This window comes from Roseobacter sp. FCG-D35 (genome assembly GCF_033436665.1).
In the GTDB taxonomy this organism is placed as follows: Bacteria; Pseudomonadota; Alphaproteobacteria; order Rhodobacterales; family Rhodobacteraceae; genus JAWQFO01.
Genome location: NZ_JAWQFO010000001.1, coordinates 72,347 through 97,421 on the forward strand (window position 1 = coordinate 72,347; position 25,075 = coordinate 97,421).

The 25,075-nt window shown below is 64.2% G+C and carries 16 protein-coding genes and 1 tRNA gene; 12 read left to right on the plus strand and 5 right to left on the minus strand.

Annotated elements, in window-relative coordinates:
• Positions 1-57: 57 nt before the first annotated feature.
• Together R5H30_RS00340 and R5H30_RS00345 are read left to right on the plus strand one after the other, a co-directional pair.
• A tRNA-Ser gene (locus tag R5H30_RS00340) sits at positions 58-147 on the plus strand.
• Between the two features lie 230 nt (positions 148-377).
• On the plus strand, positions 378-749 hold the full coding sequence (locus tag R5H30_RS00345) for a potassium channel family protein (RefSeq protein ID WP_318325993.1): 372 nt from the start codon (positions 378-380) through the stop codon (positions 747-749).
• Between the two features lie 60 nt (positions 750-809).
• On the opposite strand, the gene R5H30_RS00350 is transcribed toward R5H30_RS00345, so the two are convergent.
• The 5 genes from R5H30_RS00350 to R5H30_RS00370 all read right to left on the minus strand — a co-directional run bounded on the left by R5H30_RS00350 (position 810) and on the right by R5H30_RS00370 (position 6,444).
• The gene (locus R5H30_RS00350; RefSeq protein ID WP_318325994.1) at positions 810-2,366 is read right to left on the minus strand and encodes a HoxN/HupN/NixA family nickel/cobalt transporter; all 1,557 of its coding nucleotides are present in this window, start codon (positions 2,364-2,366) and stop codon (positions 810-812) included.
• 64 nt (positions 2,367-2,430) lie between these two features.
• The gene (locus R5H30_RS00355; protein WP_318325995.1) at positions 2,431-3,765 is read right to left on the minus strand and encodes a metal-dependent hydrolase family protein; all 1,335 of its coding nucleotides are present in this window, start codon (positions 3,763-3,765) and stop codon (positions 2,431-2,433) included.
• Between the two features lie 5 nt (positions 3,766-3,770).
• On the minus strand, positions 3,771-5,165 hold the full coding sequence (locus R5H30_RS00360) for a metal-dependent hydrolase family protein (RefSeq protein WP_318325996.1): 1,395 nt from the start codon (positions 5,163-5,165) through the stop codon (positions 3,771-3,773).
• A gap of 79 nt (positions 5,166-5,244) precedes the next feature.
• Positions 5,245-6,003, minus strand: a complete 759-nt coding sequence (locus R5H30_RS00365) for a hypothetical protein (protein ID WP_318325997.1) — start codon at positions 6,001-6,003, stop codon at positions 5,245-5,247.
• A 303-nt stretch (positions 6,004-6,306) separates the two neighbouring features.
• The gene (locus R5H30_RS00370; protein WP_318325998.1) at positions 6,307-6,444 is read right to left on the minus strand and encodes a hypothetical protein; all 138 of its coding nucleotides are present in this window, start codon (positions 6,442-6,444) and stop codon (positions 6,307-6,309) included.
• A gap of 198 nt (positions 6,445-6,642) precedes the next feature.
• On the opposite strand from R5H30_RS00370, the gene R5H30_RS00375 reads away from it, so the two are divergent.
• The 10 genes from R5H30_RS00375 (at position 6,643) to R5H30_RS00420 (ending at position 25,069) form a co-directional block, all read left to right on the plus strand.
• Positions 6,643-8,364: a hypothetical protein gene (locus R5H30_RS00375; RefSeq protein WP_318325999.1), complete on the plus strand. Its 1,722-nt coding sequence runs from the start codon at positions 6,643-6,645 to the stop codon at positions 8,362-8,364.
• 356 nt (positions 8,365-8,720) lie between these two features.
• Positions 8,721-9,746, plus strand: coding sequence for a sensor histidine kinase (locus R5H30_RS00380; RefSeq protein ID WP_318326000.1), 1,026 nt, complete (start codon positions 8,721-8,723; stop codon positions 9,744-9,746).
• A gap of 767 nt (positions 9,747-10,513) precedes the next feature.
• On the plus strand, positions 10,514-11,239 hold the full coding sequence (locus tag R5H30_RS00385) for a SpoIIAA family protein (protein ID WP_318326001.1): 726 nt from the start codon (positions 10,514-10,516) through the stop codon (positions 11,237-11,239).
• A gap of 124 nt (positions 11,240-11,363) precedes the next feature.
• The gene (locus R5H30_RS00390) at positions 11,364-11,978 is read left to right on the plus strand and encodes a c-type cytochrome (RefSeq protein WP_318326002.1); all 615 of its coding nucleotides are present in this window, start codon (positions 11,364-11,366) and stop codon (positions 11,976-11,978) included.
• 26 nt (positions 11,979-12,004) lie between these two features.
• A complete protein-coding gene (locus R5H30_RS00395) occupies positions 12,005-13,267 on the plus strand; it encodes an FCSD flavin-binding domain-containing protein (RefSeq protein WP_318326003.1) in 1,263 nt (420 codons plus the stop codon).
• Positions 13,268-13,478: 211 nt separating this feature from the next.
• Positions 13,479-13,892 (plus strand): potassium channel family protein, encoded by a 414-nt coding sequence (locus R5H30_RS00400; RefSeq protein WP_318326004.1) that lies wholly within the window; start codon positions 13,479-13,481, stop codon positions 13,890-13,892.
• A 181-nt stretch (positions 13,893-14,073) separates the two neighbouring features.
• Positions 14,074-16,131 (plus strand): peptidoglycan-binding protein, encoded by a 2,058-nt coding sequence (locus R5H30_RS00405; RefSeq protein ID WP_318326005.1) that lies wholly within the window; start codon positions 14,074-14,076, stop codon positions 16,129-16,131.
• 117 nt (positions 16,132-16,248) lie between these two features.
• Positions 16,249-18,123: a M10 family metallopeptidase C-terminal domain-containing protein gene (locus R5H30_RS00410; protein WP_318326006.1), complete on the plus strand. Its 1,875-nt coding sequence runs from the start codon at positions 16,249-16,251 to the stop codon at positions 18,121-18,123.
• A gap of 263 nt (positions 18,124-18,386) precedes the next feature.
• The gene (locus R5H30_RS00415) at positions 18,387-20,207 is read left to right on the plus strand and encodes an autotransporter assembly complex protein TamA (RefSeq protein ID WP_318326007.1); all 1,821 of its coding nucleotides are present in this window, start codon (positions 18,387-18,389) and stop codon (positions 20,205-20,207) included.
• Positions 20,207-25,069, plus strand: coding sequence for a translocation/assembly module TamB domain-containing protein (locus R5H30_RS00420; RefSeq protein WP_318326008.1), 4,863 nt, complete (start codon positions 20,207-20,209; stop codon positions 25,067-25,069). Before R5H30_RS00415 ends, R5H30_RS00420 begins: the two co-directional genes overlap by 1 nt.
• Positions 25,070-25,075 lie beyond the last annotated feature (6 nt).

The following is a 25,075-nucleotide window of genomic DNA, read 5'->3' on the forward strand; positions in this document are numbered from 1 at the left end:
TCGCTGGCATTTTCGCCCTTGCAAACCCGTGTCCTGCCGGGCTACACCGCGCCGCACGGAGCGGTGGCCGAGTGGTCGAAGGCGCACGCCTGGAAAGTGTGTAGGCGGGAGACCGTCTCCAGGGTTCGAATCCCTGTCGCTCCGCCACCTTTGGGATGTTTCCTGCCGATCAGGCGCGCATCCAAGTGCATCCCCAACTCTGTCCGCAAGCACCGTTCGATGCCACGCGATCCGCGGTCGTGGCTCATTCGTCTTCGTCGCACCTTCCCAACGCCGGAATTCCGCCGCGCGGCCTGACTTCGGCAGGTTGCCTTCGCGCGGTCTGATCTCGTACCAGTGAGATGTGCGCCTTGCATCCCTTTGCAGAAAGGTTCTCGATGCTTCCCTTTGCCCTGACGGTCCTTCGGTTTCTCAAAGCAATCTATCGGTCCTGGCAGGACGAGACCTTTCGTGCAGGGTTGTCCGTCGCCATCCTGATCCTGATTTCCGGGACAACTTTCTATCGGACGGTCGAGGGGTGGTCATGGACCGACAGCCTCTATTTTTCGGTGACGACGATGTCGACGGTCGGTCTGGGGGACCTCAGCCCGGTCACGCAGATCGGAAAGATCTTCACGGTCTTTTACATCTTCGCCGGCGTCGGGGTCTTTGTCGCGCTTTTTGCCCAGTTCGCGCGGGCGCTCGTTCTCGATCCGAAAGCCGGAAACCCACCGGGAAAGGACGGTGCGGGGACCGGACAAAGCCGGTAGGAGTTCCAGTCTGCTATGGCGTTGTGCCAGTCGGAGACACGATTCGGGCAGGGGCGACTATCACTCGACCGCGACAGAGGCGGTTTGGCCATGTGCCCGCGCCGATGCTTCGGACCAGAGCGCAGAGGACCCCGTTGGCGCCGTCCAGGTCGTTGCGAACAGCAGCAGGCCGGTCAGCAGGACGCAGGTCGCGCCCCCGAGCCTGACCATCGCATCGAACCGCATGTTCCGATCCCGATCTTCCACGCGCCGGGCGACAACGGACCTTGTCCAGATTGCCGCGACGCCGATCGCGGACATGGCGATCGCCATCCCCGCCGAGATTGCGGCCACCATGGCGATCGCCGGCATCACCAGATCGTTCGCAAGACTGAAGAGCATTACGATAAGCGCGCCGGTGCAGGGAACGATGCCGACGGCTGTCGCGAGCCATCCGTCCGACCGGGACGCCGATTTCTGCGCCGCCGCACAGGCCGCGCATCCAACATGCGCACCGTCGGAATGGGCGTGTTCGATGGGATGGTCATGTCCGGGCTCGGACGATGCCGAGAGCCGGTTCGTTCGGAATGCGACGAGGCTCTTCCACGTCATCCAGAGACCGATCGCGATGATCAGCGCGTAGCTGCTCAACCGCACGATCCTGTAATCGGACGCCGGGCCGCCTGTCGTCTGCCGGATCGCGAGGTCGAGCAGGTAGACCGCCACGACGGCCGAGAAGACGTGGACAAGTGCGATCCTGATCCCCATGCCGATCCCGCGCCGCAAGGTGCCTCCTTCACCGACGAAATACGAGATCACGACGGCCTTGCCGTGGCCGGGGCCCAATGTGTGCAGGACGCCGTAAAGAAAGGCGACCGACAGTGCGACCGCGAAAGTGCCGAAAGAGGACCCCTCGGCCATCGCGTTCATTGACGATCCGAAAAGATTGCTGATCCAGGCCTGACCGCGCGCGAAAAGGTTGCCCTGGACAGCGGCCGCGGACGAGATCTGGATTTCGTCAGGTTCGCCCCAGATCGTCGCGTTGTTCAGCGTGTAGGATGCCTCGACGACCCTCTGGCCGTCGACCAGGAAGAGGTTGCTGACCGTCGGGGCGTGCTCCAGAACGCCGCGCAGCCGGACCGCGTGGAAGGCCTCGTCGATCTTGATGCCGTCCGGCACGTCGACGCGGATCATCTGGTTGGGCGGTGGCGGGGGCGTATGGATGCAGGCGCCAACCCAGGGCACCAGCAGGAAGCTGTAGACGTACCCTTTGTCTCCCCTAAGCGGCAGGACGTACCCGTCCAGTGTCACGCTCTTGCCCAGAAAGGAGGAGGTGACCCCGGTTGCTTCCTCCCTGCGCCGCTCCATGACGACGAGGCGCTGCTCCAGTAGCCTGTCGGCGTCGTATCCGTCCGCACTCAGACGTGCGCGCGACGCTTCCGCCGCGGTCGCGAGCGTGGGGTCGTCGTGTTTCTGCGATGCCTTGAAGACGGTGCGGAGGTCATCCTTCTGCTTGTAGGACATTTCGAGGAACGGATCGTCGTAGGGCACGGACAAGGGCGCGAGGTCGTCCCACAGCACATGATCGGGCGTGTCGGCCACAGCGGCAGATGGCAAGAGCCAGAGGACTGCCAGCAACAGGATTGCCAGCCTTCCCGCCGGGGATCGAGGCAGTTTATCGGTCGGTGCGCAGGTCATCGCGTCACAGCTCGTTCTTGAAGATGATGCCATCCTTCATGATCAGATCGAAATTCTCCCAAGGATCTGCAACAAGGCCGAGATCGTCCAGAGGATTGCCGTCGACCAGGATGAGATCCGCATAAGCCCCTTCGGTCAACTGTCCAAGCGGACCGTCCTGGTAGGGGTGCCGCGGGCCGGCTAGGGCAAAGAGTTCTGCGTTGTCCGACGTCGCCATCTTCAACGCCTCGAAAGGCGTGAAGCCCAAACCTTCGAGCTTGCTCAAAAGCTTGCCCTGTCGATTGGTGGTCTCCTGATCGAAAAGCGCGTCGGTGCCAAAGGCAATCTTCACACCGATCTCCTTGGCCATCGGGTAAATCGTCTCGGTCGCACTGGTGACCTGCACCCATTTCCGGGTGGATGCGGGGTTCGGGAAGGTCATGCGGTCTTCGTCATCCAGAAGGGGCTGGATGCTAAGCCAGACGCCTTCCTCCTTCATCAGCTCCAGCGTTTCGCGTCCGATGAGAAAACCGTGATCGATGCTTTTCACGCCCGCCTCGATGGCCATCTGCACCGCGTCATCCGTGAAGACATGCACTGCCAGATAGCTGTTGTAGCTTTCGGCCACATCCACGGCCGCCTTCATCTCGTCCAGCGAGTACTGGCGAACGTCGAGCGGATCGAAAACCGAGGCCACACCGCCGCCCACCGCCATCTTCAATTGCGCAGCCCCCATGCGGAACACCTCGCGCGCGCGCTGCTGCACCAGTGGCACTCCATCCGCGATGACGACCAGGCCGGTCCGCCCCCAGTAGTCCTGGGTTTCGCCTGCGGGCGCTGGAACCTCGAACGGCAGGCGATAATCATAGTGACCGCCTGTCTGGCTGAGCGGTGGGCCGGAGACCAGCCTGCGCGGTCCCGGCACTTCGCCGTTGTCGATCATCTTCGCCACGGAAAACGCGTTCCCGCCGAGGTCCCGGACGGTCGTGAACCCGCGCATAAGCGTGCGTTCGGCCGCGATCACGGTGCGCGCCCCGACCTCGAAAGCATCTCCGAAAAGCGCGGCAGTCTGGGGCAGTTCGGCGAGGCTCATGTGCCAGTGCGAGTCGGTCAGACCGGGGATCATCGTGCGTCCGCCGCCGTCGATGACCTGGCCGCCCGCGACGGCCAAGTCCTCGGTCGTGATCTGCGCGAACAGGTTGCCGTCGATGACGACATTCGCGTCCTCGATCAGCTCCGCGTTCAGGCCGTCGAAGACATTGACATTCGTGATGATGATCGGCCCCGAAGGATCGTTTTGCGCCCACGCGACGGCCGCCGAGAAGGCGAGTGCGGATGCCATCGGGAATGCGCGCAGCATGATCGTCACTCCATGTCGTACTTATAGATGGTCCCGTCCTTCATGATCATGCCGAAGTTCGCCTTGGCGTCGCTGATCAGCTCGAGGTCTTCCAACGGATTGCCGTTGACGAGGATCATGTCCGCGTAGGCACCTTCTTCGATCACCCCGAGCGGACCGAGCGGATAGGGCGTCAGAAGCCCCGACATCTTGAGCAGTTCGGCGTTGTCGCAGGTGGCCATTTTCAGCGTCTCGTAAGGCGTGAACCAGCGTTCCATCTTGGCGAGCACGGCGCCCTGGCGCTTGGCAAGGTCCGCGCTGAAGAGCGTGTCGGTTCCGAACGCGATCTTGAGGCCCAGCTCCTTCGCCGTGCGATAGACGAAATCCGTCCCGTCGGTCACGAACTTGTACTTTTCCTTCTGAAAGTCGTTCAGCGCGGGGGCGTCCTCGTCATCCAGGAACGGCTGCATGCTCAGCCAGACATCGTTGTCCTTGAACATCTGCAGCGTCTCGCGCGTCGCCATATGCGCATGCTCGACGCTTCGCGCCCCGTTTTCGATCGAATGCCTTACCGCCTCGTCGTTGATCGCATGGGTCGTCACGTAGGTGCCCCAGGCTTCCGTCGCCTCGACGGCGGCCTGGAACTCCTCGTCAGTGAACTGGATCACGTGGATCGGATCGTAGGCCGACGTGACGCCGCCGCCTGCCATCAGCTTGATATGGGTCGCCCCCTGCATGAGGTTCTCGCGCGTCCGCTTGAGAACATCCGGGATCCCGTCGGTGATGTAGAACATGTTGCCGCGTTCGAACGAGTGCAGTTCGCCGCTAGGCGTCGGCACGTCTCGCGTAATGCGGAAGTCCTGATGACCGGCGGTAATCGACAGGGCCGGACCCGACGGGAAGACCCGCGGCCCGTCGATCAGCCCTTCGTCCGTCGCGCGGGCAATGTCGAACATCGGCCCTGCCGTATCGCGTACCGTGGTGAAGCCCCGCGACAGCGCATTGTTCTGTGCCTTGGCGGCCAGCAGGTTCCAGTAACCCTCGCCGGTCAGGGCAAGCTGCGCGATCGTCGCCTCGGCGAAGACGCCATGCCAATGGTTGTCGATCAGCCCCGGAATGAGCGTATAGCCCTCCGCCTCGATCTCGAAGGCCCCTTCGGGCGCTTCGACATCGGCGCCGATGGTCGAGATCAGCTGACCGGAGACCAGCACGTCAACGTCCGACAGTTCTTCGTCGCAGCCGTTGAACACCTGCGCGCCGCGGATCACGACGTTGTCGAATTTCATCTTCACGTTCGTGGTTTCGATCTCGCCGACGACCCCTTCGGGGATGACAGCGTGATTTGCGTCATGCGCGAGGACGGCAATGGGCGACGATGCAAGGGTCGTGCAGAGAAGAAAGGTCAGCGTTTGGCTTTTCATGGAGTCTGTCCTCGATGTTGGCTGAGCAAAGGGTTGGGCATCTGAGTTGGCGGGTCAATGCGGATCCCGCGGCAAGCGGCTAGAAGTTCAGAACCTTGTAGCCGACCTGCAGCGACCAGTCGGCGGGCGCGTCGCCTCCGAAAAGCACGCCGGGCTTTATGAAGACCTGGCTGTCGCCGCCGAAGGCGCGACCGGTGAGCATCCCGAACGTCACCTGCAGGCTGCCGAAGGTATCGTTGGTTTCCCAGTCATGGATGATGGCCGGATCGTAGGTCATGTAGAACTTCGGATTGGCCAGCTTGGGCACGTAGTAGAAATCGAATGTCGAGGTATTGACGCTGACGCCGTTGTCGTTCCCGCCTTCCAGACCGAACGTCTGGACCCAAGCCGGTGCGAAGATGGCGCCGTTGCCGAGGAACCACGCGTAGAAGATCGAGGTTTCGCCCGCGAACTGTCCGTACCCGCTGAACTCGTTCTCAGCGGTGTCGAGAAACAGTTCGAAGGTGAAGGCCGATCCGTTGCGTTCGGTGAGGTAGAACACGTCGATGTAGGTGACGCTGATGTCCCCGAGCCGCAGATCGTCGCCGACGTTGCGATCCGCGCGCGCCGCGTAGGCCGCGTCGAAGAGCCAGGGTCGCGCGTTCAGCGGACTGTCGACAAACGGAACCGTGAAACGGAACGCCTTGTCGCCGGCGCCGATGGGGCGGGTGTAGAAGAATTCGAGCAAGCCGGTGTTCAGGTCCGGATTGATCTGGTTGTACTGGTACTGGATCCCGGCCTGCGTCGTCAGAAGCGTCGGATTTGTGCCGTTGTTGATCTCGCCGGACTCCTGAGACAATGCAGGCGACGCAGTCGCAAGGATCACCGCCGACAGAAGGACGCCCCGGGAAGACTGTCCTGAAGCCTTATTTTCAACCGGCCCCGCGACGCAGTCCGAGCCTCTGCCAATTCGCTTCATTCCATGTCTCCCAGTGTCTTGTCCCGTGAAATTTCCGCCCGCCTGTCGGTGCGTAGGTCCATCCCCTAACCCCTCCTCGGAGCGTGGTTTTCATCCCGCGGGATCTGCCAGATGTGCCCAGAACTCGACCATCAGCCGTTCGACGATCTCTTCGTATTCGTGTGCCCGCTCGGGCATGTCGTGTCAACGCTTCGCAGCGCTTTCGGCCAGTTCGATTTCTTCGCAGACCGAGTGGAACTCCGGGTCTTCCCGTGCAAGCCGAACGATCTGAAGTTCATTTTCCGGGTAACGCGCCACCAGCCTGCGCAAGAACAGTTCCATCACCCATGTACTCCTTGGCGACACACCAGCACGGCGCACCGGTTTTGTGCAGGTTGCTACATGTAACCTACATACCGATACGCCACTCCGCGATGCATTGGCCTTGCAGGTGCCGCGTGCTAAGTTCCTGACCGGGATAATCTTTCTGAGCAATGGGGCTGAGACGTGCCACGCCGACACGAATCGACGAAGCTGCCGATGCCGGACGCGGAAATCCGCGAACAACTCGACCGAATTCTCGATTACGGCGGTCTTCAGTCCAGCGTGCGCCGTCGCGAGATGCTGAAATTTATAGTCGAAGAGACGCTCGCGGGCCGCGCGCTGCAGATCAAGGCGACCACGATCGCGATCGCCGTCTTCGGTCGCAGCGCCGATTTCGACCAGCAGAGCGATCCTGTTGTCCGTCTCGAGGCGCGAAAACTGCGCCAGGACCTCGACAACTATTACGTCGGCGTCGGGCAGGACGATCCAATTCGCATCAGCATCCCGAAGGGCCACTACCGGCCAAAGTTTTCTCCGAACGCCGCTTCCGAGCCCGGGGCAACGCCTGTGCCGGTCGATGAAGCTGATCCTCCAGAGACCAATTCGCCCGCGACGCAAAACTCGACATCGAGTTGGCGTTGGCCGGCTCTGGCGGCCAGCCTGCTGATTGCGGCATTTGCGCTTGTCTATTTTGTCGCCGCCGGCAATCGGGGGTCCGGATCGGCACCGGTCACGGGCGCCACGATACGGGTCGAAGGTTTCGAGGTGCGTGGAGAGGGCGAACTTCCCAAGTTCCTGGCCGCTGGCCTGTCGCAGGAAATCGCGGCAGCGCTTCTCACCTTTCCCGATCTGAAGGTGCATTTCACGCCGGCCGGCCAGGACACGCCGCGCGAAGGGTCGGAGACGGGGTCGCGCGAACCGGCCACAGAGTATCTCGTGACCGGTGCCGTCTGGCAGGATGGCGACGACGTCATGGTCCGCAGCGTGCTGACGCGCGCGGCGGACGGTGAAGTGCTTTGGGCCGGACGCTTCACCGAGAACGCGCGGACGCGGAGCATCAGTTCAATCGAGACCGACATTTCCTCTGAAATCGCGACGATCGCCGGTCAACGGTACGGGCTTGTGCAGAACGACGTGCGCGCGAAGCTGCTGTCTGACAGCGACGATCCGAGCCTTTCGGCATACGCCTGCGTTGCGCGCGCGCAGATCTATCAACGCACCTACAGCGACGAAGAATACACGGCGGCGCGGCGATGCCTGGAGGAAACGGTCTTGCGAGAGCCCGAATACGCCAGGGCGTGGGGCATGCTCGCCATCCTGCGCAACGACGCCGCGCGGTTCGGCTACGATCCGGATAGAACGAAGGAAGAAGGCTTCGTTCACGCGCGCGAAGCTGCCGCGCGGGCGCTTGCGATCGACCCCGAAGAGCCGGATGCATTGAAGGCGATGTCGCATATCGAGCAGTATTCGGGCAATCTCGATCGCTCTATCGAGTGGGCCCAGAAGGCCGTCGATGCGAACCCGAACGATCCGACGTCCCTTGCGAACCTCGGGTACCGGCTGGGCATCGTGAACCGGTTTCCGGAAGCCGTTCCACTGCTGGAACGCGCGATCGACCGTTCCGTCTCGCCGCCTCCCTTCTACTTTCACATGATCGCGATGGACCGCATGATGCAGGAGGACTGGACCGGCATGTTGGCTCCGGCGACCAGCGCCGTCGCCGATTCCTCGAGCATAAGCTACGGTCTCGCCGCGATCGCGCATGGCAGGTTGGGAAACGCGCGGGCTGCCGCCGATTACCATCGTAAGATGTCGGATCGCTGGCCGCTCCTGGCAGAGAACCCGAGGACCGCGCTGCAGGCGCATCAACTCGACCCGGCTGTGATCGACGCCTTTGCGGAGGGCCTGGAAGTCGCGCGTGGGCAGCAACCGGGATAGCCGGCAGTCACGTGGTCCATCATCGACCCGGTGATGTTCGATGCGTCGGTGGGGTTTCAACGCATTTCGCCGGGACAACGTGCTACGAGTGTTTGGAGAATGGCCGGCTGCTTCTAAGCGTCGTCGCGAGAGGCCTTCCGTTCGTTTCTGTATGCGGACCAAAGGAATCTTGCGTGACCTTCCTTGGGGCAGAGCGGACTCCCGCGGTGGCAGTCTTGTCGCAGAACAAACAAGCCTTAAGGTGGTTGCGCTACGAAGGAACAAGCGCGGCCTACCGGTGTCTGATTGACGGCCGGCTTTCGCGGGACCAGAACCGCCTTGCTGCCGGGCAAGGTCGTCACGGGGGAGAGGACGGGGTGTCAGTTACAGGTTTCAATGGGGGCATTCGGCGCCTCGAGCATGCGGCAACTCTTTACGAGGCTGCGTTGCGCACCGGCGGTCTTGGTACGTGGGAGACCGATTTCGTTGCCGGAACGCGAACCTGGACGAAAACCGCGGCTGAAATCTTCGGTCTCGATGTTGAAACCGAAGTTCCGATCCCGCTGGCCGACCGGGATCACCTGCGCGAACTCATGCACGCCGACGATCGGCACCTGATCGACGCGTACCACAGGCAGTTGCACGACGTCGACGAGATCGAGGTCGCCTACCGGATCGACACGGCGGGCAAGGGCATCCGCCACCTCGCGGGCCGCGGCCAGGTGATGGAGCGCAATGCCGATGGTATCCCCAGCAGGGTCGTCCACATCATCGCCGATGTCACCCGCCAACAAGAGATCGAGGCGCACAACCAGTTGCTGGTGCGCGAATTGAGCCATCGCACCAAGAACCTCATGGCGGTCATCTCGGCGATGGCCCGGCAGACCAGCCGGAAGGCGGCGTCGATCGCCGATTTCGAACGCGCCTTCGGCGACCGTCTCGAGGGCATGTCGCGATCCCTGGACCTGCTTGTTTCGCAAGACTGGTCGCCGACCTCGATCAGGCGCCTCGTCGAGGCCCAGCTTGCCAGCTTCGTCGAAGCGGAGTCCGAACGGCTGGAGCTCCGTGGTGAGACCCTGCACATCGACGCCGACACCGCGCAGGTGCTCGGCATGGCCCTGCACGAACTGTCTACCAACGCGGTGAAGTACGGTGCGCTTTCGGTTCCGGAAGGTCGCGTCGTGGTGTCCTGGAGCGCGCATGCGGGCACGCAGGGCGCACCCTTGCTGCGCTTTCGCTGGTCGGAACATGGCGGACCCGAGGTCCGACCCGGTCCGGCACGAGGTTTCGGCTCGGTCGTGCTGAGGGAGATCGCCGAGAGCACGTTCAAGACTGCGGTGAGATACGAAATGCGCCCGACCGGCGTGCTCTGGGAGTTCGAAGCGCCGTTGCTTGCAGTCTGAGGCGGCTCTTTCGCTGCCATCGGTCCTTCGGAGTGTCGGGAGGCATCACGGCGGTTATCAGACATCTGGGTGGCGTCCGGTGTGACGCTTCCGGACGTCGCTCAGGAAATAATGCCCGGAGGACGTGCGAAGCCGTGGCGAACGCCAAATGCCATCTGCGACCCGTGGCGAGACCCTTTCAACGTCGCCCGTTCGACTGCATCCGCAATGGCTATCCTGAGGAATGTGTCGGGCCTGCCTTTCAGCGCGCGTTCGCCGCGAGGGCGGCCGCCGAGACCCGAAGCGTTGGGGAGGTCCGGAAACTGAAAGTCGCACCGGTGTGTTAACACCGGCGCGACCCCAGATTACTGTGAAACATCTGTACGCGGCTGCGCCATACTCTCGTAACCACCAACCAACACCGGCACTGCGCGGCAGGTTCCATCTCATTGAACAAAAAGAAAAATTCAACCATGAGGGGAGATTGTCGAAAGACAGATTGACGGTTCGGGAAAACCCTGTCGGCCATCGCTTCGCCAATGGCAATTCGACCCGAAGCTTGCGCTGATTTCCGTGTCCGAACACTGAGGTCCGGCCCGTCGATGCTGATGCGAAGCAGCAGAAAACCAAGGCTCAAGCAATCTCGGGTCGCGGACCGGACACCTTTTCAGGCGCTACCTCGCCGACCGGTCCGGCTCTGTGACGCCTGCCGGCGGCATTCGGCTTTCCGGACGGCCCGGTGCATGGTCTAGTGTCGCCAGTGAAGTGCAAAACCAATGGGTGAAAGCATGATCGAAGTCGAACAGATCGGTGCGCATGGCATCGTCGAGATCCGGATGTCGGGACCGGTCTCGGACAAGGACTACACCGATACGCTGGTTCCGGCGATCGACGCCGCCATTGCGCAGAACGAAACGGTGCGTCTGCTCGCCATCATCGAAAGCGGGTTCTCCGATTTCACGCTCGGCGCCATCATCGAGGATGCGCGTACCGGGATGAAACACTGGCGCGGTTTCGATCGGGCGGCCATCGTGACCGACAACGCGGCCATGAAGCGGGTCATCTCGGCGGTCTCGGTCTTCATGCCGTGCCCGGTGGCGACCTTTGACGTGGCGGACGTGGACTCGGCGCGGTCGTGGCTGCGCGAAAGCCTCGGCACGATCCAGCAGGTCGATCTCGAGAACGGAGTGCTGCAGGTTCGCCTGCGCGGCAAGCTGGACACCGAGGCCTACGAGCGCGATATCGAGGATCTCAACCGGTACATGGCCGCCCATGACAAGGTGCGCCTGCTGATCGACCTGCGCGACTTCGACGGGTGGCAAGGTCTCGGCGCGCTCAAGGATCACTTCCATCTTGTGCGGGGACATGCACGCAAGGTCGAGCGTGCCGCGGTGGTCGGGGATGCGGGCTGGCAGGAGATGGCGGTCCAAGTGGGCAAACGCGCGTTTGGCCTCGACGCACGCCATTTCGACGCAGATGATTTCGATGCAGCTAGGACGTGGCTGACGCCGTGAAGACGTAAAAGGCACCCGCCTTGGACCACCGCGGCGGGTGCGCCCGCGTTCCTCAAACCTCAGGTGTGTTGCCGGCTGATGTGAGGTCAGGATAGGATAAGACAAGCGGCATTGGGTGAGGCTTATGCATGGGGTCAACGAACGGCTGATCACCTTCGGCTTCGGGCCGTATCGCCAGCGCGAGAGCGGCAGGCCCGGCGCTGCCGCGATCCTCGCGCTTGTTTCGCTGCTGATCGCAGGCGCGCAAGCGGCCGAGGCCAACCCGATCAGGAGTGCAACGCGTGGCGCGCAGCCGTCTGCCGTGCACCTTGCGGAATTTGTGCGCGACGCGCGGGCACGCATCGCAACGATCCGCACGAGCCTTTCGGTATTCACGGCCATGCAAGACCGCCGCCACCATTTCGCGATCCCGCGCAGTTTCCCCACACGGCGCGCCGATCTCGTCGGTGCCGACCCGACGTCGAAAGCGACAGACGCAGACACGGCGATCCCGGCGCTCGTCGGCGACCCGGAATACGGTGCCTACCTGTCCAGCGAGTGCACGACCTGCCACCAGGCGGGCGGCGAAAATGTGGGGATACCGTCGATCGTCCTCTGGCCTGAAAAAGACTTCGTTACGGTGATGCACGCCTACAAGCGCGGGGCGCGCGAACATCCTGTAATGAACATGGTGGCTGCACGTCTCACCGACGAGGACATTGCGGCGCTGGCCGCCTATTTCGCGACCCTCGATCCTTGAGGCGCAACAAGAGGGAGGAAGAAGACATGATCATCGACAGAAGAGGGTTCCTGGGCACCGGGATCGCAGCGGGCGCGTCGCTGGCCGCGCCATTGGTTCTGGCGCAAGACACCCCGCGCGTCGTCGTAGTGGGCGGCGGGGCCGGGGGGGCGACCGCGGCGCGATACATCGCCAAGGACAGCGAAGGCGCGGTCGACGTGACCCTGATCGAGCCCACGCGCACCTATTACACCTGCTTTTTCTCCAACCTCTATCTCGGCGGCTTCAAGACCATCGACGAAATTGGTCATACCTATGGCACGCTGGCCTCGGACTACGGTGTCAATGTCGTGCACGACTGGGCCGTGGGCGTTGATCGGGACGCGAAGACCGTGGCGCTCGCCGGGGGCGGCAACGTGCCCTACGACAAGCTGATCCTGTCGCCCGGCATCGACTTCATCGAGGACTCCGTTCCCGGCTGGGACCTGACGGCGCAGAACGCGATGCCGCATGCCTACAAGGCCGGATCGCAGACAGAGTTGCTCAGGGCGCAGATCGCGGCGATGCCCGAGGGCGGAACCTTCGCGATGATCGCGCCGCCCAACCCCTACCGCTGTCCGCCGGGACCCTATGAGCGGGTTTCGATGGTCGCTTGGATGCTGTCCCGGTCGAACCCGAGCGCGAAGATCCTGATCGTCGATCCGAAGGAGAAGTTCTCGAAACAGGCGCTGTTCGAGGAAGGCTGGCAAAAGCACTACGGCGGCATGATCGAACGCATCGGGCCGGATTTCGGAGCGGCCAACATCTCGGTCGATCCCGCCGCGATGACAGTAGATATCGACGGCGCGGTGGAAAACGTCGACGTCTGCAACGTCATCTCGGCGCAGAAGGCCGGGCGCATCGCCGAGGCCGCCGGCGTCACCGACGGCGACTGGGTTCCGGTCAACCCTGCGGACATGTCCTCGAAAGCCGATCCGGACATCTACGTGCTGGGGGATTCGAGCGCGCAGGGCGACATGCCGAAATCGGGCTTCTCGGCCAACAGCCAGGCCAAGGTCTGTGCCAATGCCGTGCGTGGCGCGCTGACCGGATCTTCGGTGTTCCCGGCGCGGTACTCCAACACCTGCTGGTCGCTGATCGCCGAAAACGACGGTGTCAAGGTGGGCGCGACCTACGAGCCTACCGAGGAAAAGATTGCCTCGGTCGACAGTTTCGTCAGCCAGACCGGCGAGGACGCAGCACTTCGCCAGGCGACCTACGAGGAATCCGAAGGCTGGTATGCCGGCATAACGGCGGACATGTTCGGCTGAGGATCCGCGCGGCTACAGCCTCTTCCATACCGGTCCCGGAGCCTAACATAATGGGCGGAACGCGGCCCCGGCGCACCGCCCCTGGCCGGGTGCGCGCCATCGGCTGGCATCCGGTCCTTTGCGTGATAACCTGAACGCCGGGGAAGTCTCGCGGAGGATCGGACATGGGGTCGCTGGGCAGCATTGGCGCGGCAATGACAGGGACAGGCATATGATTTCTTCCCTGCTTGTCGGATCGGCGATGATCTTTCTCCAGATGGGTCTGGCGGTTCTGTTCTTCGGCATCGCGTCGCATTTCATGGAACGTCTGGATCACAAGCCGCGGCTGGCCCAACATCCGCACCGTCCGGTCGTCGAAGTGGCGATCGCGCTGTTCTGGATCATTGCCGTGCTGACAGTCTCGATCTGGTCCTGGGCGGCGCTCTATCGGCTGCTCGGCCTGTTCGACGGCCTGGAACCCGCGCTCTACTTTGCCATCGTCTCGTTCACCACGGTCGGGTACGGCGACCTGGTTCTCGACGCCGAGTGGCGCCTTTTGTCCGGCATGACCGCCACCAGCGGCCTTCTTGTCTTTGGTCTGTTCACGGCTTTCCTTGTCGAAACGCTCAACTCTCGGCGCTCATAGGGGCGCGGGTCGAACCAAACGACAGGTCCCGATAGCAACCCTTGCGGGAAATTCTTCTGTCACGCGCAAAATTGCGATAGTCTGCCTGTCATTGAAGGCAGCAATTTGCGCCGTTGCCCGTCCGGACGGGACGACCGGACCCGCGCGGACGGCACGGGATTGAAGTGTCCGGAGGGGTGAGATGAACAAGGCCAGGATCCGCCGCAGGCTGCGTCGCCTGAAGCGCCGGCTCGACAAGCCGTTCGAGATCGCGCGCGCGGCGAACGACGCCGCCGAGATGGAGCGTCTCGAGGACATCGCTGAAGAGATCAACGATCTGCGAGAGAACCTCGACCAGCTCTCCCTCGGCAACGTTGCGGCCAGCGTGAAGGAAATCCGGGCGCAGATCGACGGTGGCCCCGGCGATCTTGTGGAAGAAGTCAACCTCGGCGGCGTCTCGCTGGCCGCCCTGCGACGCATCATCGAGCAGAGCCTCGACGACGCGCCTGTGCCGGACGATGACGAAGACGATGCGGACCGCCCCAAAAAAAAGCGGGCTGCAGAAGACGCGCAGGAGACGCCATCCGAAACCTTCGGACCCGAGATCCCACCACCCGCGTCGCCGGCCCTTGTCGCCGCGGCCCCGGTCGACGACACGCAAGGCCGCCTGGTGCTGACCGAGGCGCATTTGATCGCGCTCTGGAAACGCTCGCAGTTTCCGATCAAGGGCGACTGCCTGACCGTCTTCGGTCTGCGCGGCTGCCGCCCGGTGATGGTGTCGGGAACGGGGATGGCCTCGGGGCACGAGATCACGATGGCGCCGGTGAACTACGAAACCATGAACTGCACGATGGGGCACTGGCACCCCGGCAAGGGGCTGGCGGTTTTTCCCGGTTCGACCGTTCCATTCGGGGTCACGGTCGCGCGCCGTCTCGCCAGCGGCGGGGTCGGTGTCAACCAGATGGGGCGCGGGCGTTACGACAAGTACACCGCCGGCTGGCACAAGCGATCCGAGGGCAGCGGTGGCCATTGGGCCTTGCAGCAGGATTGCGCGATCACGATCCAGCGCACGGCCAACGACACACTGTTTGACAATTCCGACCGCTGGGAAGTTGGACGCATCGCCGGGGATAACATCCATTGCGCTTTCCACATGGGGGTCGACGGCAATGTCGCGGACGCGCGTTTTTCCTCGGCGGGCTGCCAGACGATCGCGGGTACGGTCAAGAAAGGTCGCCGCGGATCCGAGCAGGGCCCTTTCCGAAATTTCATAACACCTTTCGCCGACCGGCTCGGCGGGCAGAAATCCTGCGAGTACGTGCTCTTCGCTGCAGAAGAAGCACAGATCATGATCCGCACACACTACGCGGGCAAATCGGTCATCCTGCGTATGGGATCGCAGGGTCCGCTGGTGGCGCAGTTGCAGGAGGCCCTGAACGACACGCGCAATTCCGCGATCAAGGTCGACGGCGATTTCGGCCCCAACACTTTCCAGGCGGTCATCGACTTCCAGACCCGCGCGTTCGGCCCGGATGCGGATGACGGAATCGTCGGCGCCGGTACGGCGGCGGCGCTGGACATGCGACTGCCGGATTTCGACTTCGAGGATGCGATCTCGGGCGGGCAGGGGCACGGTGGGCCGATCGGCCGGGTGCCCGCGCCGAGCGCTTCGGCTGCCATCGCGGGCGCCGGAGCATTGCCGCTTCTGCAGGCGCGCAGCTCGACGCAACCGGACACCAAGCTGGCGTTCGGCGCGGTCACCCGGAAGAAGCATGGCCAGGCCTTCAACGAGAAAGTCATCGCCATTGCCAACCGGCTGCGCTGCGATCCCAACCACCTGATGGCGGTGATGGCCTTCGAAACCGGCGAGAGCTTTTCGCCGGCCCAGAAGAATGCCGCCGGCTCTGGCGCCACAGGGCTGATCCAGTTCATGCCCGCCACGGCGCGCGACCTCGGGACCAGTACCAGTCTTCTGGCCAAGATGAGCGCGATCGCCCAACTCGACATCGTGGAGCGCTACCTGAAGCGAAACTCGCGGGGCCATCCTCTGGTCTCGCTTCCTGACGTCTACATGACCGTTTTGCTGCCCGCGGCGGTGGGAAAGCTCGACAGCCACGTCCTGTTCTCCAAGCCTTCGCGGGCCTATGAGCAGAACAAGGGCCTGGACAAGAACCGCAACGGGCGGATCACCAAGGCGGAGGCCGCCGGCAAGGTTCAGGACAAACTCGTGCTCGGTATGAAGGCGGGCCGCTTCGGCTGATCGCAGCCAAGGCCGATCACATTTCCGCCGGGTGAAAATTTCCGTCTCCACAAACCAGGCGATTGCGCTTAGCTTGACCCGATTATTGAGTATCACTGTTTTTGGATTCGCAGCTACATGGCCTTTCGATCGGTCACGTCCCAGTCGATCACCGCGGAGATCGTCGAGAACCCCATATTCTCAGCCCTTGGCAGCTGGTCTGGTGGCCGCTTCGAAAAATGGAGCAGCCAGACCCTAACCTACACGCTGAACCGCAACGACACCAATCCCGACGGTCAGCTTGCAGCGGCCTGGCCGGATGCTCTCTCGCGGGCCATCCGGCAGGCGCATGAAGACATTTCCGACGTCAGCCGCCTGAAGTTCCGCGAGGTTCCCGACCGTCTTCCGGTCAGCGACGGCGCCGATCTTGACTACTGGTATTATCGCAACCCGTTCGACGGTTCGGCGGGATATTCCTACGGCGTCGGCGGCAACGGGTCGTCCTTCAATGCCGATGCGGTTTATCTCGAAGGCGTGCTGACCGGCGACGGGCTTGCCTACGGCGGCATCAACTACGGCACGGTGATCCACGAGGCGCTTCACAATCTCGGACTCGATCATCCGCACGAAGGTTTCGCCCGGCTGCCGGGGGTGTCCTCCGACGACGATACCGGCAACTCCGCGCTCAACCAGATGCTTTATACGGTGATGTCCTACAACCGCGTCGATCAGGTCGATGCGCAGGGTCGCGAGACCACGGGCTATCCGTTTACATACCAGACCGTCGATCGCAGCTTCGCCACGCTTGGCACCTTCGACATCGCCATGCTGCAGCTGCTTTACGGTGCGAACATGCAGCATGCGACCGGTGACACGATCTACCGGCTGCCGAACCGGAACGAGACCGGCACCCATTACAAGGCGATCTGGGATGCCGGCGGCACCGACGAATTCCGCTTCGACGGCGGACGCGACGTGCGCATCGACCTGCGCCCGGCGACGCTCGATCTCGATGACGGGATGCGGGCGGGCGGCCTGCTGTCGAGCGCGCAGGGCGTTCATGGCGGCTACACCATCGCTTTCGGCGCACGGATCGAAAACGCGACCGGAGGCTCCGGGGATGATGCGATCGTTGGCAACGGATTTGGCAACGTGCTCAACGGGCGCGGCGGGGGCGACAGAATCTCCGGTCTTGGCGGGTCGGACACGATCATCGGCGGGACGGGTCGCGACGACCTGAGCGGAGCGCGCGGCAACGACGTCATCCGCGGACTGGGCGGTGCGGACGACATGCGCGGCGGCGCCGGGTTCGACTGGCTGGACTACCGGGGTTCGGGCGGCGTCACCGTGAACCTGCAGCGAGACATCGCCCGGGGCGGACACGCCGACGGCGACAAGATCGCCTCGTTCGAAGGCGTCATCGGTTCGGCGCGTGGCGATCGTCTGCTTGGCGACCGCGGGGCCAACAAATTCGAGGGCCATGCCGGAAACGACGTCATAAAAGGCGGTGGCGGGCGCGATGTCGTCTCGGGCGGCCCGGGGCGGGACAAGCTGTTCGGCGGCCCGAAGTCCGACCTGCTGGACTACAGCGGATCGGAGGCCGGCGTGCTCGTGAACCTGTCGACCGGGCGTGGAGCGCGGGGCGATGCCGCCGGTGACAGGCTGGCGAGCTTCGAGCGCGTGCGCGGCTCGGCCGAGGATGACAAGCTTATCGGCGGCGACGGCAAGAACATCCTGATCGGCGGGCGCGGCGCGGACGTGCTGAACGGCCGCGGCGGGCAGGACATGATGAAGGGCCAGGGCGGTTCGGACACGTTCCAGTTCAACTTCGGGTCCGACGTGCTCAAGGGCGGGAAGGGGCGCGATCACGCGTATTTCCGCGGAGACATGTCCGATTACGATGTCAAGGACCGGCCCGGCGCCTCATGGAAGGTCGTCGATCTTTCCACGGGCCATGTCGACATCCTGAAAAGCGTCGAGGTGCTGCATTTCGACGACATGATCCTGACCTGACCAGGTTCGCTTGTCAGCGGAAAGACGCCGACCGGGTGCCGCTTTCCCAAGGGGAAGCGTTTCCCGCCCAATAAAGCGGCGCCGGTGTCTGGACGGTGTTTACACCGTGCGATGCATGTCCTTATCATCCCAACAACCGGGGCTGAAAATCGGGCCGTCGGACCTGTCACGGGTTCGACGCATGCTAAGTCGCTTCTCACGCAGAACGAGGGGAAGAGCAGGGTGGAACTGGACACAGGCAAGATCACAATGGGCACGGTGCATTGAGCGCGCCGAAGGTACGCAAGCCGAACAGCTGGGCTGTCACCTTAGGAGCCTCTGCGCTTGCCCTTGGCGCGGCGATCGGACCGGCTGGGGCCACCGACATCTACCTGCGCGGGCAGTTCAGTGATGATCTTGCCGATGCGCTCAAGGCCGGGTCTCTTCTGGTCGAGCAGCAGGCTCAGGAAAGCGAGGTACTTCCTCTCGAGGTTCTCTCGGCGGCACAAGCCGACTACAAGCGCCTGCTCGCGGTGCTTTACGACAACGGATATTTTGCGCCGGTCATCAGCATTCGCGTCGATGGCCGCGAGGCGGCGGACATTCCGCTGATCCGCTCGCCCGGTGCTGTCCGCCAGATCGACATTTCCATCGACAAGGGTCGCAAGTTCACCTTCGGGCGTGCGAACATAGCCCCGATCATCTCGGATACCGAGATCCCGGACGGGTTCCGGTCGGGTGAAACGGCCCGGATCAGCGTGATGAAGGACGCCGTCGGGTCCGGCATCGAGCGCTGGCGCGAGGAAGGCTATGCCAAGGCCCGGCTGGCGCGCGAACAGATCACCGCGAACCACGGACAGGCGCGCGTGGACGCGGACCTGACGCTCGATCCCGGCCGAAAGCTGCGGTTCGGCGCCCTGACCATCACCGGTAACCGGGCCGTCCGGACCGAGCGCATCAGCGAAATCGCCGAACTGCCGGTCGGTGAGACCTATTCGCCCGAGGAGCTCGACGACGCGGCGGCCCGCCTGCGCCGCACTGGGGCATTCAGCGCCGTCGCCTTCATCGAGGCCGAGACGCCGAACCCGGACGGAACATTGCCGATGACGCTTCAGGTCACCGAGGAGAAGCCACGCCGCTTCGGCTTCGGCGCCGAGGTGGCCACGACCGAGGGCGTCTCGCTGAGTGCCTACTGGCTGCATCGAAACCTTTTGGGCGGTGCGGAGTCGCTGCGTTTCGACGCCGAGGTCACCGGGATCGGCGGCGACACCGGCGGCACCGACTACCTCTTGTCGGTGCTGTTCAAGCGTCCGGCGACCTTCAACGAGGATACGAATTTCTTCGCCGGCGCCGCGATCGAGCGTCTCGACGAACCGAACTACTTCTCGGAGACCTACGAAGTGGTCGCAGGTTTCGAGCGGATCGCCGACGACAACCGCAGCTACCGGCTCGCCGCCGGGTTCCGCCACGCCGAGACCGAGGATGCGTTCGGCAAACGCGACTACACGCTCTTTCTCGTGCCCGCCGGTCTGACCTTCGATTACCGCGACAGGGAACTCGACGCGCGCTCGGGCTATTACGCCAACGTCGACGCGACCCCGTTCGCGGCCATCAAGGGCGCGGACAACGGCATGCTGACCGAGGCGGACGTGCGCTGGTACCGGAGCTTCGGAACCGACGACCGCACGACCTTCGCGTTTCGTGCGCAGCTCGGATCGCTGGTCGGCCCCGACCTCGACGAGGCGCCGGCCGACTTCCTCTTCTATGCCGGCGGCAGCGACACGGTGCGCGGCCATCCGTATGAATCGCTGGGCGTCGAACTCGACAACGGCGACACCGTCGGCGGCCGGTCGTTTCTCGGTCTCTCGGCCGAAATGCGGTTCCGAACGCAAGGAAACCTCGGCTACGTGGCCTTCGCCGACGCGGGCTACATCGGTGCCGAGGAGTTTCCGGACGGGTCCGGGGAATGGCAGACCGGCGCGGGCCTCGGGCTGCGCTACGACACAACCATCGGGCCGATCCGGCTCGATGTGGCGGTGCCCACGTCGGGCAGGAACAAGGGCGACAATATCGAGGTCTACATCGGCATAGGGCAGGCATTCTGATGCGCATCCTGAAACGGTTTCTCATCGTGCTGTGGGCGTTGACGCTACCGGCCCCGCTGCTGGCACAGGATGACGACGAGGACCGGGGCTTCGTAGTCGGAACGCTCGAGAACGCCCTGTCCGGGCCGGGACGTTTCGTGCGTATCGAGGGGTTCGAAGGGGCGCTGAGCTCCGAAGCCACGATGGAGCGCATGGAGATCGCCGACGAAGAGGGCGTCTGGCTGACGCTCGAGAATGTGGTGCTGGACTGGAGCCGCCTGGCGCTTCTGCGCGGCCGTCTCGAAGTGGAACGCCTGTCGGCGGAACGGCTCGACATTCCGCGCCTGCCGATCCCGTCGGACGAGGTCGCTGTGCCGGATGCCGAGGCGACCGGATTTGCGCTGCCCGAATTGCCGGTCACCATCAACGTTCAGGAATTCGAGGTCGAAGCGATCGCGCTCGGCGCGCCGATCCTCGGTGAGGCCGCGGAACTGACGGTCAGTGCTTCGGCCCGGCTCGACGACGACGGACTTCAGGCCAACGTCAGCGCACAGCGGACCGACGGGCGCGATGGCGAATTGGTTGCCGACGTATCTTTTGGACGCGAATCCAACGATTTGAACCTCGACCTTCAACTTGAGGAATCGCCGGGAGGCCTCGCAGCACGGGCCTTGCAGATTCCCGGGTCGCCGTCGGTCAGCCTCACGGTTGCGGGCCAGGGCCCGCTGTCGGATTTCGCCGCCGACATCGGGCTGAGCACCGACGGGCAGGAAAGGATCGCCGGTCGGGTCACGCTGACCGAAGAAGAAACTGCCGAGGGCGCCGACCTGCAGATTGCCGCCGATGTGGGCGGCGACGTGACCGCAATCGTGCTGCCGCAGTACCACGAGTTTTTCGGCCCGGACGTGCGCCTGAGGCTTGACGCGCTGCGCCGGGCGGACGGCTCGACCGAGGTGCGCGACATGCGCGTGACCGCCCGTGCGCTCGACCTCAGCGGGCAGGTGCGGATCGACCAGGCCAACTGGCCGAGCTTTATCGACGTGACCGGCACGATCGTGGACGAGACCGGAAGCGCGGTCATTCTTCCGGTGGGCGGCGTGACCGTCGACCGCGTCGACCTGTCGGTGTCCTACGATGCTGCTCAGGGCGATGCGCTGTCGGGCCGGTTCGACATCACGGAACTCGAACACGAGGCGGCCACGGTATCGCGTGCGCAACTGGCGCTCGATGGAACGCTGGTGGGGTCGCTGGAATCGGTCGGCCAGTTCCTTGCAGATCTGACCTTCGAAGCCGAGGGCCTCGGGCTTGCAGACGAGAGCGCTGGCCGCGCGCTGGGTGAGGCGATCACCGGTCAGGCCAACATCAACTACGTGGAGGGGCAGCCGATCCGGATCACCGACGTTACACTGCGCGGCGACGATTACGGGCTGGTCGGTCAGGCGATCGTCGGAGCGCTGGAAGAGGGCTTCCCGACCCGCATCGGGATTGCCGTGGACGCCGACGACCTGTCGCGCTTTTCGGCGCTGTCCGGGCAGACCCTGTCCGGGGCCGCCGACGTCACCGTGGCGGGCAATGTCACGCCGCTGGCCGGGTTCTTCGACGTCGTGATCGACGGCAGTTCGCAGGACCTCGGCATCGGGATCCCCGAGGCGGACGCGGCACTTGCCGGTCGCACGGTGCTGTCCATCGTAGCCGCGCGCAACGACACCGGCACTTTCCTGCGCGACATGACCTTCGACAACGATGCCATGCGCCTGACGGCCTCGGCTTTCCTGCGCTCGAACCAGAGCGAGGCGACGCTGGATGCCGAGTTCTTCGATGTCGCCGTGATCGCGCCCCAGTACAGCGGACCGCTGCTGGTCAAGGCCGAAGCCACTCAGGACGGGCAGGGCTGGGTCGTCGACGCCGGCGTCGATGGCCCTTACGACACGCGGGTAGAGCTGATCGGCCGGGCCACCGGACCGAACGCAGATCTCAAGTTCGACCTCGACGTTCCCGAAATCGCACCGCTGGTGCCGGATCTGTCCGGCGCAGTCACGGCGACCGGCCGCGCGTTCCAGTCGCCGGAGGGCTGGCGCGTGGACCTGCAGGCGGACGGTCCCTACCAAGCGACGGTCGCGCTGGAAGGGTTGGCAACGGGGGCCGACGCCGATCTCGACTTCGACCTGTCGATTCCCGATATCGAGCCGCTTGCACCGGGCATCTCCGGGGCCGTGAGTGCGCAGGGCAATGCGCGGAACTCGCCCGAGGGCTGGCGGGTCGATCTCGCCGCAACCGCGCCCTACGACGCCGAGCTGTCGCTGGAAGGTCTCGCAACCGGGCCGGACGCACAGCTCAATCTCGATCTGGCAGTTCCGGATCTGCAGCCGCTGGTGCCTTCCATCGAAGGTGCGTTGACCGTGACCGGCGTCGCCGCGCAGTCGCCCGAAGGCTGGCGCGTCGACCTCGACGTCGACGGGCCTTACGAGGCTCAGGTCGCGCTGGACGGTCTGGCGACCGGTACCGATGCGCAGCTCAACCTCGATCTCTCGGTGCCGGACCTGCAACCGCTGATTCCCACGATCGAAGGGGCGCTGACCGCGACCGGCGTGGCCGAGCAGACGCCCGAAGGCTGGCGCGTCGACCTCGACGTCGACGGCCCCTATCAGGCGAAGGTGGCGCTTGAAGGTCTGGCGACCGGCGCGAACGCGAACCTCGATTTCGACCTGTCGCTTCCGGACGTGCAGCCGCTGGTCCCGCAGGTCTCCGGGCCGCTGACCGCCACCGGGAACGCACAACAGTCGCCCGAAGGCTGGCGTGTCGATCTGCAGGCTGACGGTCCCTTCGATGCCGAAGTCGCCCTGCGCGGTCTCGCCACCGGCCCCGAGTCGGACCTTGCCTTCGAACTCTCGGTTCCCGACCTGCAGCCCGTCGTGCCTCAGGTGACTGGCGGTATCGATGCCCGCGGCAACCTGCGGCCGCGTGAGGAGGGGCTGCAGGTCGACCTGCGCGCGAACGGTCCCTATGGTGCGCGTCTTGCGGTCGCCGGTCTGGCGACCGGACCGGATGCCGACATCAACGTCGATGTCGCGATCCCGAACCTGCAACCGCTGGTGCCGCAGGTCTCGGGACCGGTCGAGGCGTCGTCGCGCCTGCGTCAGACCGAAGGCGGCTGGATGGTCGACGCGAATGTCACCGGGCCGCAGGACAGCCGGGCGACGCTTTCGGGCCTTGCTACCGGACCGGAGGCCGATCTGAACTTCGAGGTACAGGCCGCCAATGTCGGAGCCTTCGTGCCGCAGGTGAATGGTCCGCTTTCGGCCAACGGTCGCGCGTTCCAGTCGCCGGAAGGCTGGCGCGTCGATCTCGATGCCGACGGTCCCTATTCCTCCGAGGTCAGCCTCGAGGGGCTCGCCACCGGGCCGGATGCTGCGTTGACCTTCTCGGCCGCTATGCCCAACGTCGCGCCGCTGGTCGGACAGCTTTCCGGGCCGCTCGCGGTGCAGGGAACGGCCAACCGAACGCCGCCCGGCTGGCAGGTGGACACCACCGTCGACGGGCCTGCGGGTATGCAGGCCGCGGTTGCGGGTCTTGTCGGCGACGGTGGCCAGCTTGACCTGACCGTCAACGGCACGGCGCCGCTTGGACTGGCCCAGCCCTTCCTTGCGCCGCGCAGCCTTGCCGGGCAGGCCACATTCGACCTGACCGTGAACGGCCCACCGGCACTGTCGTCGGTATCCGGCAACATCAACATCGGCGATGCCACCTTCTCGGCCCCGAACCTGCGCATCGCGCTTGTCGACATTTCCAGCAGCATCGCGCTGAACGGAGCGCAGGCGCAGATCCAGGCCAGCGCGAGCCCAAGCACCGGCGGGCAGATCACGGCCGGTGGCACGATCGCGCTCGACACCCTGGCTGCGAACCTCGAGATCGGGCTCGTGCAGGCCGAGATCGTCGATCCGCGTCTCTACCGCACGCTGCTTAACGGCCGCATCACGGTGAACGGCCCGCTTACCGGCGGCGCGCGCATCGCCGGGCAGATCGACGTGGGCGAAACTCTGGTCACGGTCCCCAATACCGGGCTGACCAGCATCGGGGACATCCCGCCAATCACCCACATCGGCGAAACCGGCGCGCAGCGGCTCACGCGGGCCCGGGCCGGCGTGCTTGACGTCGAGGGCCCGGAGGCCGCCGGCGCCGGGGCCGGGCCGGCCTATCCGCTTGATCTCGTGATCAACGCGCCGGGTCGTATCTTCGTGCGTGGCCGCGGGCTTGATGCCGAGCTCGGCGGATCATTGCGCCTCACCGGAACCACAGCGCGACCGATTTCGTCAGGCTCCTTCGAGCTTCAGCGCGGCCGTCTCGACATCCTCGGGCAGCGGTTCGAACTGGTCGAGGGTCGGATCGAATTTCAGGGCGACCTCACGCCTTACCTCTATTTCGTGACGTCGACGACCACGTCGGACGGAACTGCGTCGGTCATCCTCGACGGTCCTGCGGATGAGCCGACCGTCAGTTTCTCCTCGTCTCCCGAGGCGCCGGAGGACGAGGTGATCTCGCAGCTTCTGTTCGGCAAGAACCTCAGCGAGATTTCCGCGCTGCAGGCGCTGCAACTGGCCAACGCCGTCGCGGTGCTGGCCGGACGCGGTGGTGTCGGACTGATCGGCAGCCTGCGCGAAGGGTTCGGGCTGGACGATTTCGACGTGACGACGACGGAAGACGGGGAAACGGCGGTCAGGGCGGGCAAGTATCTGACCGAAGATATCTACACCGACGTCACCAGCACCGGAAGCGATACCGAGATTTCGCTGAACTTCGACATCACCGACTCGTTCACCGCCAAGGGCACGGTCGACAACGAGGGCAATACCGGCGTCGGCATCTTCTTCGAGCGCGACTACTAGACCGGT